The organism is Loktanella sp. IMCC34160, from assembly GCF_004145845.1.
Classification (GTDB): domain Bacteria; phylum Pseudomonadota; class Alphaproteobacteria; order Rhodobacterales; family Rhodobacteraceae; genus SELP01.
Genome location: NZ_SELP01000002.1, coordinates 505,118 through 523,893, shown reverse-complemented (window position 1 = coordinate 523,893; position 18,776 = coordinate 505,118). Strand labels below are relative to the sequence as shown.

General features: G+C 63.6%; 9 protein-coding genes. 4 read left to right on the top strand and 5 right to left on the bottom strand.

Annotated elements, in window-relative coordinates:
- The first annotated feature begins 182 nt into the window (after window positions 1-182).
- Window positions 183-7,181, top strand: a complete 6,999-nt coding sequence (locus EU803_RS18795; RefSeq protein ID WP_129681111.1) for a Hint domain-containing protein — start codon at window positions 183-185, stop codon at window positions 7,179-7,181.
- Between the two features lie 93 nt (window positions 7,182-7,274).
- Here EU803_RS18795 and EU803_RS06870 read toward each other — a convergent pair whose 3' ends face one another.
- A complete protein-coding gene (locus tag EU803_RS06870) occupies window positions 7,275-7,871 on the bottom strand; it encodes a nucleotidyltransferase family protein (protein ID WP_129681109.1) in 597 nt (198 codons plus the stop codon).
- A gap of 42 nt (window positions 7,872-7,913) precedes the next feature.
- Entirely contained in the window at window positions 7,914-10,322 is a 2,409-nt protein-coding gene (locus EU803_RS06865) for an FAD-dependent oxidoreductase (RefSeq protein WP_129681107.1), read from the bottom strand.
- 93 nt (window positions 10,323-10,415) lie between these two features.
- On the opposite strand from EU803_RS06865, the gene EU803_RS06860 reads away from it, so the two are divergent.
- Window positions 10,416-11,750 carry a DUF2254 domain-containing protein gene (locus EU803_RS06860; RefSeq protein WP_242494300.1) on the top strand — a complete coding sequence of 445 codons (1,335 nt, stop codon included), beginning with the start codon at window positions 10,416-10,418 and terminating at the stop codon, window positions 11,748-11,750.
- Window positions 11,751-11,757: 7 nt separating this feature from the next.
- On the opposite strand, the gene EU803_RS06855 is transcribed toward EU803_RS06860, so the two are convergent.
- Window positions 11,758-12,315 carry a YSC84-related protein gene (locus tag EU803_RS06855; RefSeq protein ID WP_129681105.1) on the bottom strand — a complete coding sequence of 186 codons (558 nt, stop codon included), beginning with the start codon at window positions 12,313-12,315 and terminating at the stop codon, window positions 11,758-11,760.
- A gap of 116 nt (window positions 12,316-12,431) precedes the next feature.
- Window positions 12,432-13,430, bottom strand: coding sequence for a porphobilinogen synthase (gene hemB / locus EU803_RS06850; RefSeq protein ID WP_129681610.1), 999 nt, complete (start codon window positions 13,428-13,430; stop codon window positions 12,432-12,434).
- 127 nt (window positions 13,431-13,557) lie between these two features.
- On the opposite strand from hemB, the gene EU803_RS06845 reads away from it, so the two are divergent.
- Both EU803_RS06845 and mfd read left to right on the top strand, forming a co-directional pair.
- Window positions 13,558-14,082: a component of SufBCD complex gene (locus tag EU803_RS06845; RefSeq protein WP_129681103.1), complete on the top strand. Its 525-nt coding sequence runs from the start codon at window positions 13,558-13,560 to the stop codon at window positions 14,080-14,082.
- A gap of 37 nt (window positions 14,083-14,119) precedes the next feature.
- On the top strand, window positions 14,120-17,581 hold the full coding sequence (gene mfd, locus EU803_RS06840; RefSeq protein WP_129681101.1) for a transcription-repair coupling factor: 3,462 nt from the start codon (window positions 14,120-14,122) through the stop codon (window positions 17,579-17,581).
- 16 nt (window positions 17,582-17,597) lie between these two features.
- Here the strand turns inward: mfd and EU803_RS06835 are convergent, their stop codons facing one another.
- Window positions 17,598-18,758: a multidrug effflux MFS transporter gene (locus EU803_RS06835; protein ID WP_242494299.1), complete on the bottom strand. Its 1,161-nt coding sequence runs from the start codon at window positions 18,756-18,758 to the stop codon at window positions 17,598-17,600.
- Window positions 18,759-18,776: the final 18 nt, after the last annotated feature.

The following is an 18,776-nucleotide window of genomic DNA, read 5'->3' as shown; positions in this document are numbered from 1 at the left end:
AACGAAGAGTTGAGTCTGCGAGGGTTGTCCTTTCGCATCTGTATTTCGGTTGGCGGGCGCAAGCCTTCCAACCAGCGTGAGAGTATGTGGTGCCCCGACCGACAAAGGTCGATTCTACGTGCTTTGACGTAAACGCCCGGACGGAAAACCGTCCGCTGCCAAGGGCATAGGGGAGTCGCGAAATGTCGGATTATTTAATTGATTGGTCGAGCACCAATATCGATGGAACGAACAGCGCATCGGGGACGGGTGGGTCAGTTGGCTTTACCGTGTCGACGCCGACCAACATCGATGGCGACTACTGGACCAAAGGCACGTCCGGCAGCTCTGACGGGCTGACCTCCAACTGCGTGAACGACCCGACAAAGATCGTCATCAATTTCGATCAGGCAGTCGAGAACCTGAAGTTCGAATTGTTCGACGTCGATTCCGACGAATGCACCTTTGACGACAAGGTCACGATCTACGCCTACGATGCCTACGGCAACAAGGTCGAGGTGAACTTCTCGGATCTCTACTACCACTCGGTCAGCGGCAGCACGGTCGAAGGGGAAGGGTATTACAGCTCGGGCGTCGAAGGCAGCGGCGCCCCCGACAGCGTGACGGTCAGCATCCCCGGGCCGATCGTCAAGCTTGAGATCATCCACGACAACGGCGATGCGGCGGCCTATTCCGGCACCGTCGGCGTTGGCGACATCTCTTTCGATCTGGCAGGACCGGAACTTGACGGCACGGTGTCCGGCACCGGAGGCGACGATTTGATCGACATCGCCTATACCGGCGACCCCCACGGCGACATGGTCGACAATGGCGACGCCATCATCGGCGGCCACAGCGGCAACGACGACCTGATCCTTGCCGGGGCCGGGAACGACACGGTTCTGGCTGGGGCGGGGAATGACACCGTCTATGGCGAAAGCGGGAATGACATCCTGTCCGGCGGCGCGGGCGATAACACGCTCTACGGCGGGACGGGCGACGACCTGTTTGTTGGTGGTGAAGGCCACGATGCCTTTGCAGGTAACGCCGGTCAGGACAACATCGATTACTCCGCCTCGGATTCCGCGGTCTATGTGAACCTTGCGACCGGCGCCCTGTCGGGTGGTGACGCCGAGGGCGACAGCATCATCCAGGGCATCGACGGCGCCATCGGGTCGGCACATGACGACACGCTGATCGGCTTTGACCAATCGGGCAGCGATCCGGCGGACACCTACACCAATGAATTCTGGGGCGAGGCTGGCGACGACAGCATCGCGGGCGCGGGCGGCGACGACCGGCTGATGGGCGGCGAAGGCTGCGACACCATCGACGGCGGCGCGGGCAACGACCTGATCCGCGGCGACACCAACTATGACGGGACCGTCGGCGGGCCGGGCGCATCCACCCCGACCGCGATGAGCTTCTCCTTCGTCGGGGCCAATATCGACGGGGTGAACACCGTCACCTCTGGCGACGCATCGGTCGATGTGACCGTGTCGACCCCGACCAACATCAACGGCGATTCCTTCTACATGGGCACCATTGCCGGCGAGACGGAGCTGACCAGCGCCGGCGTCACCAATGGGACCGAGGTTTCGGTCAGCTTCTCGAGCGAGGTATCGAACCTCAGCTTTGAACTGTTCGACGTCGATTCCGACGAATGCACCTGGGATGACAAGGTTACCGTGATCGCGCTGGACGCGGACGGGAACCAGGTTCCGGTCGTGTTCTCGAACACCTATATCCACGCGATCAGCGGCAGCACGATCGAGGGCGAAGGCAACTGGAACCCCGGCGTTGAGGGCAGCGGCTCTGCCGATACGGTGACGGTGTCGATTGCCGGGCCGATCGTCAGCCTGACCATCATCCACGACAACGGCGATGCGGCCGCCTATTCGGGCACCATCGGCATTGGCGATATCTCGTTCACCGCCCTGGGGTCCGAGGAATGCTATGACGACGTGCTGACCGGCGGGTCGGGCGACGATGAAATCTACGGCGAACTGGGCAATGACACCATTTCGGCGGGCGATGACGACGATACCGTGGTCGGCGGCGTCGGCGATGACCGCATCGACGGTGGGTCCGGCAACGACCTTCTGATCGGCGACGGCACCGGCGACTGCGCCACCGACGATTATTTCGAGGAACAGGACAAGGATATTTCGAATATCGTTGTCTACTTCGACACCGATCACGACGGCGTCTACGACTATTCGGTCAAGATCGACGGCTTCCCCGATTCCGGGACCGGAACCTTCATCAGCAATGACCTGGACGACTATTTCGGCCAGATGCTGAACTATATCTACGCCGAAAACCCGGATCTGGTCGGCGCGTCGGTGACGGCGGGCGTCTCGATCAAGGGCGGCACGTCGGAAACCTACTATGCCGTCGACGGCAACGAAAACGGCTCTGCCGCCGACAGCGGCCCGACCCTGAACACCGGTCCGGGCAACGACATGGTGCTCAGCTATTCGGACTTCTACGGCACCTACGACCCCAGCCTGACCTCGGTCGTGACCGGCGGCGTCGCGGGCACCTTTGACGACAGCATCACCGGCGGCGACGGCGACGATACCATCCTTGGCGAATGCGGCGACGATACGCTGGCAGGCGAGGCCGGGGCCGACATGGTCTATGGCGGGGCCGGGGCCGACCTGATCTTCGGGGCCGCGGGCGACATCGTGGATGGTGGCTCCGAAGGCGATGACAACGACACGCTCGACCTGACCGGTCAGGGTAACTTCATCCTGCAGGATCTGGTGCCGGACTCGAACGGCAACGGCTATGACGGCACGGTCGTCTTCGTGGACGGCGACGGCAACCCGACCGGCGAAACCATCGTCTTCACCGAGATCGAAAACATCATCGGCGACCCCTACAACGGCGCGCCGGTGGCGATCGACGATATTGCCAACACCGGGTTGACGAACCCCGTCACCATCGACGTGCTGGCCAATGACAGCGACCCGGAAGGCGACCCGCTGACCGTGGTGTCGGCCGTGCTGGCCGATCCGACGCAAGGCTCGGTGGTGATCAATGCCGATGGCACCATCACCTTCACCGCCGCACCTGGTGTCGAGGGCGAGGTGATCATCACCTACACCGTCGAAGATCCGAGCGGGAATTCCGACAGCGCCACCGTGACCATCACCGTGGCCGACGGCACCGTCGAAGGGACCGCAGGCGACGACGTGATCGACGTGACCTACACCGGCGACCCCGAAGGCGACATGGTCGACAACAACGATGCGATCATCGCGGGCCACAGCGGCAACGACGACCTGATCGTGGCAGGCGCCGGCAATGACATCGTCCGCGCGGGCGACGGCGACGATACCGTCTATGGCGGCACCGGCGACGACAGCATCGCGGGCGAAGCCGGCAATGATTTCCTTCTGGGCGGCGACGGCAACGACATCATCCGTGGCGGCACCGGCGACGACACCCTGTGTGGGATCGACGGCAACGACACGCTTTATGGCGGGTCGGGCAACGATATCCTTGAAGGGATGAACGACGACGACGTGCTGTTCGGCGGATCGGGCAACGACCTGCTGGCCGGGGACGCGGGCGAAGACACGCTGGAAGGCGGGTCGGGCGACGATCGTCTTTATGGCGGCACCAGCAACGACGTGATCAACGATGTGTCCGGCTCTGACACCGCCTATGGCGGCGACGGCGACGACTTCATCGATGTCTCCGGGAACAACCCGCTGCCCGACATCGGGTATCCGGGGGTCTACCCGGCGGATGCCGACCCGACCGACGACCTTGATACGGTCTATGGCGGCGCGGGCAACGATGTGATCCTGACTGGCGACGATGCGGACTTTGTCGACGGCGGGTCCGGAAATGACGTGATCGACGCGGGCTTTGACGCCGACAGCATCCTTGGCGGGGCGGGTGATGACATCATCACCGGCGGCGAAGGGGCCGACAACATCGACGGCGGCACCGGCAACGACCTGATCTATGGCGGTCTGGACAACGACACGCTGGACATCCCCGACGATCTGGACGGCGACGGCGACAGCAACGATCCGGGCGAAGACCTTGTCACCAACAACAACATGGACACGATCCATGGCGGCGACGGGGACGACACCATCTATGGCCGCGACGATGACGACGTGCTTTATGGCGACGCCGGGTCCGACCTTCTGGACGGTGGCATCGACGAAGACACCATCTATGGCGGCGATGACGACGACACGATCATCGGTGGCGTCGGCGACGTGGTCGATGGCGGCGCGGGCGGCGTGGACTATGACACGCTCGACCTGAGCGGCATGGGTGAATTCATCCTTCAGGACTTGGTGCCGGACTCGAACGGCAACGGCTATGACGGCACGGTCGTCTTCGTGGACGGCGACGGCAACCCGACCGGCGAAACCATCGTCTTCACCGAGATCGAAAACATCATCGGCGATCCCTACAACGGCGCGCCGGTGGCGATCGACGACATCGCCAATACCGGCCTGACCAACCCGGTCACCATTGACGTGCTGGCCAATGACAGCGATCCGGAAGGCGACCCGCTGACGGTTGTGTCCGCGACGCTAGCCGATCCGACGCAAGGGTCCGTGGTGATCAATGCCGATGGCACCATCACCTATACCCCGGCTGCGGGCGTCGAAGGTGAGGTGATCATCAACTACACCATCGAAGACCCCAGCGGGAATTCCGACAGCGCCACGGTGACCGTCATGGTTGCCGACGGCACCGTCGAAGGCACCGCGGGCGATGACGTGATCAACGTTGGCTACACCGGTGACCCCGAAGGGGACATGGTCGACAACAACGACGCGATCCTTCCCGGCGACACCGGCAACGATGACCTGATCTATGGTTACGGCGGCAACGACAGCATCACCGCTGGCGATGGCGACGACGAGGTCTATGGCGGCGACGGCAACGACTTCATCCATGGGGTTGCCGGCAACGACACGCTGTTCGGTGATGCGGGCGACGATACCATCGTCGGCAGCTTCGACAATGACACCATCTACGGCGGTGCTGACAACGACTCGATCAACGGTCAGGGTGGCGTCGACACGCTCTATGGCGGCGACGGCGATGACATCGTAAAGGGCGGCACCGAAGGCGATTTCGTCTACGGCGATGCGGGCAATGACACTGTGTCGGGTTCGGACGGAAACGACTACGTCAGCGGCGGCACCGGCGATGACACCGTCTATGGTCAAGGTGGCGAAGACACCCTGTTTGGCGATGCCGGCAACGACTCTGTCTATGGCGGCAACGAAGACGATCTGATCTACGGCGGCTCGGGCAATGACGTTGTCTTTGGCAACGGCGGCAACGACTATATCAATGCTGGCGAAGGTGATGATGTGGTGCGCGGCGGTGACGGGGATGACTCGATCCTCGGGCTTGCGGGCAACGACACCATCTACGGCGAAGCCGGCAACGACACGGTCCTTGGAAGCACCGACAACGATGTCGTCTACGGCGGCGCGGGCAATGACTCGATCAACGGTCAAGGTGGCGTCGACACGCTTTATGGCGGTGATGGCGACGACATCGTAAAGGGCGGCACCGAGGGCGATTTCGTCTACGGCGGCACCGGCAACGATGAGGTGTCCGGGTCTTCCGGCGATGACTATGTCAGCGGCGGCACCGGCGACGACACCGTCTATGGCCAGGGTGGCGAAGACACCCTGTCTGGTGGCGCTGGCAACGACCTTGTCATTGGCGGGGACGACAACGACAGCATCACCGGCGGATCGGGCGACGACACGCTTCAGGGCAATGGCGGCGATGACAGCATCGAAGCCGGGTCGGGCAACGATCTTGTCTACGGCGGCACCGGCAATGATGTGATCGACACTGCGGGTGGGGCAGGGCTGCCGGATATCGGCTACCCGGGCGTCTATCCGGCCGATCCCATCCCGAACGACGACATGGACACCGTCTATGGCGGCGCAGGGGATGACACCATCACCACCGGCGACGATGCCGACACCGTCTATGGCGGCACCGGCAATGATACGATCGACGCAGGGATCGACGCTGACTTTGTCCGCGGCGGCGACGGCAACGACACGATCATCGGTTCGGAAGGCGGCGACATCATCTATGGTGACGACGGCGACGACCTGATCATCGGCGGGCTTGCCACCGACGTGCTGGACCTACCCGACGATCTGGACGGCAATGGCGACAGCAACGGCCCCGGCGAAGACCTCGTGACCGACAACAACATGGACACGCTTTATGGCGGGGCCGGGAACGACATCATCACCGGCAACGACGATGATGACGTGCTCTATGGCGGCACCGGCAACGACAGCCTTGACGGCGGCGTGGACGAAGACGTGCTCTATGGCGGCGACGGGGACGACACCCTCACCGGCGGTCAGGGCAACGACATGCTCTATGGCGGGTTCGGAAACGACCTGTTCATCGGTGGCGACGCGGACGATGTGGTTGTCGGCGGCGAAGACCCCGATGACGGCGATTGGGACGTTCTGGACCTGACCGGGTCCAACGTGGATTACATCGAATACGTGCCGGGCGACCCGGAAGCGGGCACCGTGCACTTCCTCGATGGATCGACGATGACCTTCTCGGAGATCGAGAACGTGATCCCCTGCTTCACGCCGGGCACCACGATCGCGACCCCGAAGGGCGAACGTCTGGTGGAAGACCTGCGCGAAGGCGACCGGATCATCACCCGCGACAACGGCATTCAGGAAATAGCCTGGGTTGGTCGCAAGGAGATGGCAGGCCGTCAGCTGGTCCAGAACCCGCACCTCAAGCCGATCCTGATCCGGGCCGGCGCATTGGGGAACGGTCTGCCGGAGCGCGACATGCTCGTGTCGCCGAACCACCGGGTGCTTGTGGCCTCCGAGCTGACCCAGCTCTACTTCGAGGAAAGCGAAGTTCTGGCTGCGGCCAAGCACCTTGTCGGGGCGCCGGGGATCCATGCGGTGGACGTGATGAACACCAGCTACATCCACTTCATGTTCGAACGCCACGAGGTGGTCCTGTCGAACGGGTCCTGGACCGAAAGCTTCCAGCCGGGCGACTATAGCCTCAAGGGCATCGGCAACAGCCAACGGAACGAGATTTTCGAACTCTTCCCCGACCTGAAGTCGAAGCAGGGTCTGGAAAACTACCAGTCCGCACGGAAAGCCCTGAAGAAGCATGAAGCCCGGCTTCTGGTGAAGTAAGTTGCAGCATGGCGGCGGGCAACCGCCGCCGTGGTCTGAGGTGGGCAGACAGGAACCACCCCGGCGTCCCTCGTCGCCGGGGTGGTTTCCGTTTCAAAGGCCGGTATCGCGCCGAAACCTGTCCCAGTCCTCTGGTGTATCCAGATCACGACGGGCCCGCTGGCCGGGCAGGGGCACAAGATGCACCCGGTCGGCATGGGCGGCGATGATCGGGGCGCCGCCGGTATCGCCTGTCAGATCCGCGAATTCAGGTCGCAGTGTAGCGTCGAACAGGATCGGATGGCCGGGTTTTCCGTCTTCGGTCGCGCCGCGCCAGATCAGAGCGTCGGGCGCAGTCGCGGGCGCGTCCAGAGCGGCGCGCAGGTCCTCGGGGGCCAATTCCGCCAGATCGGGCAGCAGCACGAGAAACCGGTCACAATCCGGCAAGGCCAACACCCCGCGCCGGAGCGAGGCCGACATGCCCTGCGCCGCATCCGGAACCGGAACGACGACCGCCGGAAGCCCTTGCAGCACCGCGGCCCGCGGATCATCCGGGCCGGGCAGGGCGACCAGAACCGGCCCGCCCGTGGTCATGGCCGACAGCACCTGCCGCCGCAAAAGCGGGACGCCGCCGACCGGCTGCAACAGCTTGTCCGCCCCGCGCATGCGCGACGACCGCCCGGCGGCAAGGATCAGGACTGGTGTTTCCATGATCCTTTCCCTACCGGCAAATCGCCGCGTCGCAAAGCCGCTCTAGCCGCGAAGCCGCTCTCCCTCGGGGTCAAACATCGGGGTGCTGATCGCGCGGGCCTTCCGGCGCGACCCAAGGATTTCGATCTCAACCTCCAGATCGGGCGACGCGGCAGCACGCGGCACCAGCGCATAAGCGATGGATTTGCCCGCGTGATGCGAATAGCCGCCCGAGGTGCAGAACCCTTTCACCTCGCCGCCGATAAAGACCGGCTCGTATGCGACCACATCGGCGTCGTCGGCATCGACCTCGAAGGTCATCAGCGTGCGGGCGGGGGGAGTGGCCCGTTCCGCCTCGGCCGCCGCTCGGCCGATGAAATCCACGTTCTTCTTCCAGGCGATGAAGCGGTCCATCCCGGTTTCGGCGGGCGTGTAATCTGGCGAAAACTCCCGCATCCACGACCCGAAGAACCGGTCCAGACGCAGGCTCATCATCGCCCGCATCCCGAAGGGCTTCATCCCGTGCGGCTGACCCGCGGCCCAGAGGGTTTCCCACAATTGCCGCTGATCCATCGGGTTGCAGAAAATCTCATACCCCAGATCGCCGGTATAGCTGACCCGCTGAACGATGCCGTCCACCTGACCCACGACCATCTTGCGCACGTCAAGGAACCGGATGTCGGAAACATCCGACAGGGTGCAGGCGGCCAGCACATCCCGCGCCTTTGGCCCCGCGATCTGGAACCCGGTCAGGCTGTCCGAGGTGTTTTCGACCCGCACGCCGTCCGCCGCGTTCATTTCGAACCAGCGCAGGTGCTGCGCCTGCGCCCCGTACGAGGCCGTCAGGCGGAAATCATCCTCGGCCAGACAGGACACCGTGAAATCCCCCAGAAGCCGCCCTTTGGGCGACAGCATTGGAGTCAGCGACAGGCGGCCGGGGGCCGGGATACGGCCCGCCATGATCCGGTCCAGCCACGCCCGCGCATTCGGCCCGGTTACCCGGAACTTGCCGAAGTTGTGGGTCTCGTTGATGCCGACACCCTCGCGCACCGCGCGAACCTCGCGCGCGGTCGCCTCCCACGCGTTCGAGCGGCGGAAGGACGGGGTTTCATAGCGCGGCTCGTCGCCTTGGGCGAAGTAGTTGACGACCTCAAGCCCGAATTGCGCGCCCCAGACAGCGCCCATGCTGTCGAAAATATCGTACATCGGCGTGGTGCGATGGGGCCGGGCGGCGGGAAGCTCCTCGTTCGGGTAGCTGACCGAGAAGCGGCGTTGATAGTTCTCGATCACCTTGGGCAGGGTGTAGCCCGGGGTGATCCATTTGCCGAACCGGGCCACGTCCATGGCGCTGACGTCCCGTTCGCATTCGCCTTCGATCATCCATTGCGCCAACATCAGGCCGACGCCGCCACCCTGACTGAACCCGGCCATGACACCGCAGGCGGACCAGTAGTTGCGCAAGCCCGGCACCGGGCCGACCAGCGGGTTGCCATCGGGGGCAAAGGTGAAGGGGCCGTGGATCACCGTCTTGACGCCTGCGCGCTCAAGTACCGGGAAACGTTTGTAGGCAAAGGCGATGGACTCTTCGATCTTGTCGAAATCATCGGGCAGCAATTCGTGCCCAAATTCCCAGGGGGTGCCTTTCACCGCCCAGGGGCGGCAGGGCTGTTCGTAGAACCCGATGCACAGACCCCGGCCTTCCTGCCGAAGATAGCTTTCTCCGGCGGGGTCCATGACGTGGGGGTGTTCTTCGCCGCGTTCATAGATTTCGGGCAGGTCATCGGTGACCAGATACTGGTGCTCCATCGGGTGCAACGGCAGGTAGACACCGGCCATCGCCCCCACCTCGCGCGCCCAAAGGCCGCCGGCGTTGACGATATGTTCGGCGTGGATGGTGCCCTTTTCGGTCACCACGTCCCATGTGCCGTCGGGGCGCTGATTGGTTTCGATCACCTTGCAGTGGGTTTCGATCGCGGCCCCGCCCATGCGGGCGGCCTTGGCATAGGCGTGGGTCGTGCCGGACGGGTCAAGGTGGCCGTCCAATGGGTCGTAAAGCGCACCCTTGATCCCGTCGAGGTTCACGATGGGGGCCAGTTTGGCGATCTCCTCCGGACCGACGATTTCGGTCTCCAGCCCCATGTAGCGGTGCTTGGCCCGTTCCGCGACCAGCATGTCGAACCGGTCCTTGTTATCGGCCAGCGTCACCCCACCCACATGGTGAAGCCCGCAGGACATGCCGGTGATCTCTTCCAGCTCGCGATAAAGCTTGATCGTATAACCCTGAAGCGCGGCCATATTGGTATCGCCGTTCAGCGTATGAAACCCGCCCGCCGCATGCCACGTCGACCCGGATGTCAGGTCGGACCGTTCGATCAGCATCACATCCGACCAGCCCAGCTTGGTCAGGTGATAGAGAACGGAACATCCAACAACGCCGCCCCCAATAACGGCAACACGGGTTTGGGTCTTCATGACTTGCTCCTGTCTTGGTTTCGCAACATCATCTATCCGAGACGAGTGACGCAAGCGTAGCGAAAGGCGACATTTCTTGTCGGCGGTGGAAAATTGAAACTCTCTGATTTGGCCCTCGGGCTGACCCATGTTCCCCTGACGGCCTGGCGGCTGTGGCTGGTCTATTGGCGCAAACTTTGGGTCCGGGTCGTCGTGATGGGCGGGGTGGCGGTGCTGGCACTTGGTCTGGCGCGGCTGTTTGGGTGGCTGATCCCCGGCGACTGGAACGGCGCGGTCAGTGGTGAAGCGACCGACCGTCTTCTGGCGATCATGGCCAACGCGCTTCTCGCCGTGACGACCTTTTCCTTGACGGTGATGGTGACCGTGTTTCGGTCATCCGCGACCCAGTTCACGCCGCGCGTTCATCGCCTGATCATGGAAGATACGGTCACGCAGAAGACGCTTGCCGCTTTCGTCGGGGCCTACGTCTATTCGCTTTGCGGGATCATCCTGCGGGAACTCGATATCTTTGGCGACGACCGGTCGCTGGTGCTGTTTGCGACGACCGTGCTTATGCTGGGCTATGTCGTGGTGTCGATCATTCGCTGGATCGTCCATCTGCAGACCTTCGGAAGCCTAGCCAAGACATTGCAGCAGGTCGAAGACATGGTGCGCCTGCGCTTGCAGGAACGGCTGGACATGCCCTGCCTTGGGGCGAATGTCTGGCCCACGGACAAGGAATTGCCGCGCGAGGCAAAACCGGTCCGCGCCACCGAATCCGGCTACATTTGCGAAATCTTCCAAGAGGGGCTGAACGCCAAGGCGCGGGCGCAGGGCTGGCATATCTACCTGCCCAATGAAATCGGCGATTACATCAGCAAGGGGGACACGATCGCCTATTGGGTCGCCGTTGGGGACGGCGCCAAAGAGGCGGACGAGGAAAAGGCGGCGGAGGTCATTTGTCGTCACATCAACATGGGGCAGATGCGCAGCTATCAGCAGGACCCGCATTTCGGGCTGACTGTGTTGTCCGAAATCGGATCAAAGGCGCTGTCCCCCGGCATTAACGATCCCGGAACCGCCATTGATGTCTTTATCCGGCAGGGGGCCATTCTTGCGGGCTATCGGCGCGAAGATATCGACCCGCCCGAAAACCCCACCTTCGACAGGCTCTGGGTTCGCCCGCTGAACGCGGCAGAGCTGTTGCGGGATGCCTTTACCGCCCCGGCCCGGGATGGCGCGGCGGTGATCGAGGTTCAGGAACGGCTGCAACAGGTGCTGGCCGGGCTTCTGGACCACCCCTGCGAGGACATGGCCGAAGCGGCCCGGTCGTTGGCAACGCTCTGCTGCGCCCGCGCCAGAACCGCGCTGGCCTTTGGGCCGGACCGTGACCGGCTCAAGGCGGCGACGAACCCGGATGTCTGGTCCGGGTCCGAAAGTCTGATCTAGGATCGGATCAGGGAATGATGCGGGTGTATTTCACACCCTCCAGCGTGGCCCCGACCCGGAATCCGGCCTGCGCAAAGACAACGGCGATGACCGGCGCAAGCGAGGTCGTGGTCTCGGCCCGCAGCATTTCGCCCTGATCGTTCAGCGCGTATTCCATATCGGCCCCTGCGGCCCAGCCCGACCCGCGGCGGAATTCCATCAGCGCCTCGTCGGTCATGAAGAACAACACGTGGCTGAACTGCTGCGCGCCCAGCTGAATGCCCGCGCTGGCCCCGGCGGCGGAATAATAATCGACGGTGGTGTTCTGAATGCGCAGCGCACCGCGCCCGAACGACCCGCCGATCCCCAGCCCGACCTCGGTCATGACCGGCATGACCAACATGCCGCGCGCGCTGTTCGCCAGATCCCGGGTGCCGGGATAGCGCGAATACATGTAGTTCAGGGTTTCGTTCACCCGCGCGTCGATGGTTGGCGCGCCGCTACCGCCGATGCCATTGCTGCAGGCGGTCAGGGAAACCCCGGCCAACGCGCCAAGCGCGAAATTGCGTCTGGAAAGACTGCTCATCTATGTGCCTCATGTGCCTGTGGACGGCTCTGGCGGCCGTTCTTGATGGCGCCACTATAGGCAGAGTTGGCAAGCCTGTCACCCGCAAGATGCAGGGGCATCGGCGGTGGCGGGTTTCAGCCGTTCAGCACTTTGGCGGCCTCGGGCGCGAAATAGGTCAGGATGCCGTCACAGCCCGCGCGTTTGAAGCACATCAGGCTTTCCATCATCACCTTCTTGCCGTCCAGCCAATCGTTTTGCGCGGCCGCCTGCAGCATCGCGTATTCCCCGGACACCTGATAGGCAAAGGTCGGCACCCCGAATTCGGTTTTCACCCGTCGGCAGATGTCCAGATAGGGCATCCCCGGCTTGACCATGACCATATCGGCCCCCTCGGCCAGATCGCGGGCGACAAGGCGCATCGCCTCGTCCGAATTGGCCGGGTCCATCTGATAGGTGTTCTTGTCCCCGGTCAGCGCCCCCGATGCCCCCACTGCGTCACGAAACGGCCCGTAGAAGGACGAGGCATATTTCGCAGTGTAAGACAGGATCGTAACCTTCTGGTATCCTTCACTTTCAAGCGCCCCGCGAATGGCGGCGATCCGGCCATCCATCATGTCCGAGGGTCCGAGGATATCCGCGCCCGAGGCCGCCTGCGCCAGTGCCATCTTAACCAGCGCCGCGACCGTGCGGTCGTTGACGATTTCGCCGTTTTCGACAAACCCGTCGTGGCCGTTGATGTTGTAGGGATCAAGCGCGATATCGGTCATCACCGCAATCTCGGGGCAGGCCGACTTGATCTCGCGGATGGCACGGTTGGTCAGGTTGTCCGGGTCCCAGGCCATGGCGCAATCCTCGGTCCGGTGTTCCATTGCGGTGTAGGGAAACAGGCAGATCGCCGGAATGCCCAGTTCCCACGCCTCTTTCGCCGCAGCACCCACCCGATCCACCGTGCGGCGGACAACACCGGGCATCGACGGCACCGGGGTTTCGGCATCCGTCCCCTCCATCAGGAAGATCGGCCAGATGAAATCGGCCGGGGTCAGGGTGTTTTCGCGCACCATCGACCGCAGGGCCGGGGTGGCCCGCAGACGGCGCGGGCGGTTGGCGGGAAAGGGGGCAGGGATGCGGGTCATCTGGAACGGGCCTTTCTTGTCACAAATCACCGGTGCCACGGATTTTGTCGCATCACAAGTCTGGGCAATGCCGCATCCGGGCGCTAGGGTCGCGAAAAATCGAAAAGATCACCCGGACCCGACCCCCGTGAATTGGACCCAAACCCTTTTTGAAGTCATCGACATGCGCTCTTTCTCGAACCTCTGGTTCTGGATCGCGCTGGCGGTGTTCTGGTCGTCGGCCAGCCATTGGGTTTTGGGCGTTCCCTATGATCTGGTCCAGCGCGCGGCCCGGTCCGGCGGCGAGGCGCAGCAGGATCTGGAAGACCTTGTCCGGGTCAACGTGAACCGCATTCTGCACATCGGCCGGGTGTCCGGGCTCTGGCTTCTGGGGTTCGTCTGTTTTGTCCTGACTGCCCTTGGGGTGCTGGCCTTCTGGTATTGGGTGGAATTCGCGCAGGCCGTGTTCCTTCTGGCCTTCCCGATGTCGCTTGTCGGGGCTTTGTCATTGTCCACCGCGCGGCTGATCGCAACCGAACAGCCCGAGGGCGAGGCGCTGCACCGCCGCCTGTACCGGCACCGGGTCTATACCCAGTTCATCGGCATGCTCTCGATCTTCGTGACCGCAATGTTCGGGATGTATCAGAACCTTGCGGTCGGGGCCGGCTTCTGACCGGTTGACATCGCAGGGCGGTGGCGTAGGGAACCGCATGGCCAATTCATCCCATCATATCACCGTTGGCGGCGCGCCCGAAGGTCTGGATGCCCGCCTGATCCTGCAAGAGATCGACAAGGGCGGCGCGCCCGTTCTGCATGTCGCCCGCGATGACAAGCGACTGGCCGCGATGCAGGCCGCGCTGGCCTTCTTTGCCCCCGATATGCCGGTGATGACCTTCCCGTCGTGGGACTGTTTGCCCTATGACCGCGTCTCTCCCAATGCAGATATTTCGGCCACCCGGATGGCGACGCTTGCGGCGCTGGCGCACGGGATGCCGAAAAAATTCGTCCTGCTGACCACCCTGAACGCTGCGACCCAGAAGGTGCCCGCCCGCGAGGTTCTGCGCGAGGCCGCGTTTTCCGCCCGCGTCGGTGACCGGATCAACGAAAAGGGCCTGCGCGATTTCCTGATCCGCATGGGGTTCACCCAGGCGCCCACGGTGCTGGAACCGGGCGATTACGCGATCCGGGGCGGGATCATCGACATCTTCCCGCCGGGTCAGGAAGGGCCGGTGCGGCTGGACCTGTTCGGGGACGTGCTGGACGGCGCCCGCCGGTTCGACCCGGCGACCCAGCGTACCACCGAAAAACTGTCGGTCATCGAACTTGCACCCGTGTCCGAGGTCATTCTGGACGAGGCCGCGATCACCCGGTTCCGCCAGAACTACCGGATCGAATTTGGCGCGGCAGGCACCGATGACCCGCTGTACGAGGCCGTCAGCGCGGGCCGCAAGCACGCGGGCGTCGAACATTGGCTGCCCTTCTTTCACGACCATCTTGAAACCCTGTTCGATTACCTGCCCGGCGCCACGATAACGCTGGACGACCAGACCGGGGCGGCCCGCCTGTCGCGCTGGGACGGGATTGCCGACCAATACGAAACCCGCAAGATCGCCATGACCCAGAAGGGCCGGGTCGATACGGTCTACAAGCCCGTGCCACCGGACCTGCTGTATCTGGACGACGCCGCATGGGACGCGGCCACCGATGGCCGCCGCGTGCTGCATTTCCACCCTCTGCCAAAGGCCAGCGGCCCGGGCGTCATCGACGCTGGCGGGCGGATCGGGCGCAATTTCGCCCCCGAACGGCAACAGGAAAGCATCAGCCTGTTCGGCGCCCTGGCCGACCATCTGCGGCGCAAACTGGACGATGGCCCGGTCGTGATCGCCAGCTATTCCGACGGCGCGCGCGAACGCCTGTCCGGCCTTCTGGAAGACGAGGGCATGGGCGAGGTGATCCACATCACCGCCTTCACCCGCGTCGGCAAGGCAGGCCTGCATCTGGCGGTCTGGCCACTGGATGCCGGGTTCGAGGCGAAGGACCTGACGGTCATTTCCGAACAGGATGTTCTGGGCGACCGCCTGATCCGGCAAACCAAGAAGAAGCGCCGCGCCGAAAACTTCCTGACCGAAACCCAAAGCCTGACGCCGGGCGATCTGGTGGTTCATGTCGACCACGGCGTTGGCCGCTACCTCGGGCTTGAGGTCATCACCGCCGCCGGTGCCGCCCATGAATGCATCGCGCTGGAATACGCCGAAGGGTCCAAGCTGTACCTGCCGGTCGAGAACATCGAGCTTCTGTCGAAATACGGCCATGAAGAGGGGCTGTTGGACCGGCTGGGCGGCGGCGCATGGCAGGCCAAGAAGGCCCGGCTGAAGGAACGCATCCGCCAGATGGCGGAACGGCTGATCCGCATCGCCGCCGAACGCGCTCTGCGCAAGGCGCCCGTGCTGACCCCGCCCGATGGCATGTGGGACCAGTTTCTGGCCCGCTTCCCCTATGCCGAAACCGACGACCAGTTGCAGGCCATCGCCGAGGTGCTGGACGATCTGGACGCGGGCCGCCCGATGGACCGGCTGATCTGCGGCGACGTGGGCTTTGGCAAGACCGAGGTCGCGATTCGCGCGGCCTTTGTCGCGGCGATGTCGGGGGTGCAGGTCGCGCTGATCGCGCCGACGACCCTGCTGGCCCGGCAACATTACAAAAGCTTTGCCGAACGGTTCCGCGGCTTCCCGATCAAGGTGCGGCAACTGTCGCGGTTCGTCTCGGCCAAGGATATGGCCGCCACGCGGGACGGCATGGCCTCGGGCGATGTGGATATCGTCATCGGCACCCATGCGCTCTTGGCCAAGGGGACAAAGTTCCGCAACCTGGGCCTGTTGATCATCGACGAAGAGCAGCACTTCGGCGTCCAGCACAAGGAACGGCTCAAGCAGATGCGGTCGGATGTGCACGTCCTGACCCTGACTGCCACGCCGATCCCGCGCACCCTGCAAATGTCGCTGACCGGCGTGCGCGAACTGTCGATCATCGGCACGCCCCCGGTGGACCGTCTGGCGATCCGCACATACGTCAGCGAATTTGACACCATCACCGTCCGCGAGGCGCTCTTGCGCGAACACTATCGCGGCGGGCAATCCTTCTATGTGGTGCCGCGCATCTCCGACCTGCCCGAGGTCGAGGACTGGTTGAAAACCAATGTCCCGGAAATCACCTATGTGGTGGCCCACGGCCAGATGGCGGCGGGCGAGTTGGACGACCGGATGAATGCCTTCTACGACGGGAAATACGACGTGCTTCTGGCCACGACCATCGTGGAATCGGGGCTCGATATCCCGACTGCAAATACGATGGTGGTGCACCGGGCGGATATGTTCGGCCTTGCCCAACTCTATCAGATCCGGGGACGCGTGGGCCGGTCCAAGACCCGCGCCTATGCCTATCTGACCACGAAACCCCGCGCCCGGCTGACCCCGCAGGCGGAAAAGCGTCTGCGCGTTCTGGGCAGTCTGGATACGCTGGGGGCCGGGTTCACGCTGGCCAGTCAGGATCTGGACATCCGGGGCGCGGGCAACCTGTTGGGCGAAGAACAGTCGGGCCATATCAACGAGGTCGGATACGAGCTGTATCAACAGATGCTCGAGGACGAAATCGCGCGCATCCGGTCTGGCGAGGCCGAGGGCGTCACCGACAACGACGGGCATTGGGCGCCGCAGATCAACCTTGGCGTCCCGGTCCTGATCCCCGACAGCTATGTCCCCGATCTGGATGTGCGCCTAGGCCTCTACCGGCGGCTGTCGGAACTGACTACCAAGGTGGAACTGGAAGGGTTCGCCGCCGAACTGATCGACCGCTTCGGCAAGCTGCCGAAAGAGGTGAACACGCTGATGCTGATCGTGCGGATCAAGGCGATGTGCAAACGCGCCGGCATCAGCCATCTGGACGGCGGGCCGAAGGGCGCGACGATCCGGTTCCACAACGACAAATTCGCCTCGCCCAAGGGGCTGGTCGACTTCATTCAGGCGCAGGATGGGCTGGCCAAGGTCAAGGACAACAAGATCGTCGTCCGCCGCGACTGGAAGAAGGACAGCGACAAGATCAAGGGCGCCTTTGCCATCGCGCAGGATCTGGCGATGAAGGTGAAGGAAGCGAAGGCCGAGAAGAAGGCTGGCTAGCGGCGGCAGGCGGGTCCTAGCCGTCGCTGTCCCGCCGGATCTTTGTTGTCAGCCACAGCGCCGGGATGGCTGCGCAGAGCACACCTATGGCCAGCGGCAGGGGCGTTCCGTCAAAGGCCAGCCCCACCGGCACCGCGATCAGCACCGCGCCGACGGTCGCAATCGCCGTCAGGGCCGAGGCGGCGATCCCCGCGATATGCCCCATCGGCTCGAGCGCCAGTGCAGTCAGGTTGCCGATTGTCAGCCCGACCATGAAGAAGACCGATGCGGTCCAAAGTACATAAAGGGCCAGGGACGCGACCGTTCCGGGGACCAGCAACCATCCAAGGATCATCAGCGCGGAAAGGCCGATTTCCAGGACCAACACGCCCTTGACCATGGCCCGCATCCCAAGCCGCACCACCAGCCGCGCGTTGATCACCGATCCACTCGCCGCGATGACAGCAATCGCGCCGAACCACAGCGGGAAAGCCGCGCCCTGATCAAAGGTTATGTCAAACACCTGCTGGGTCGAGGACAGAACCGAAAACAGCATCCCGAAGCACAGCGTCTGGACGACAGTCGAAAGCCGTACCGTCGGATGCGCCGCCATTTCCCGCAGGGCAGCGCCCATCGCCCGAAAGGACAGGGGCCGCCGATATTCGGGATGCAGGGTTTCGGGCTGTCGCAGCAAATACCAAAGACAGATCACCAGCGCGAAGATCGCGAAGGACAGGAACACAGCCCGCCAGCCCCAGCCCACGATGATCAGCGCCCCAAGCGACGGGGCCAGCGCAGGAACCAGCGCAAAGACCAGCATGACGAAACTGGTGATCCGCGCCATCTGCCGCCCCTCAAACTTGTCTCGGACAATGGCAATCGACATGACCCGCGCGCCTGAGGCGCCAAGCCCCATGATGACACGCGAGATGAGCAGCCCTTCGAGACTGTTCACCCAATAGGCCGACAATGCCGCCCCGATATAGATCACCGTGCCGCCGATCACGACGGGCCGCCGGCCGACGGCATCGGATATCGGCCCGACAAAGAAGGTGCCCACCCCCATGCCCAGCACGAGGCTTGTGACGACAAGCTGCGCACGGTTCAGGGCATCTGGGCTCAGCTCTGCGCCAATCTCGGGCAGCGCGGGCAGCATGGCGTCGATGGAAAAGGCCACCATCGCTCCCATCATTGCCATCAGGGCGACGAATTCAGT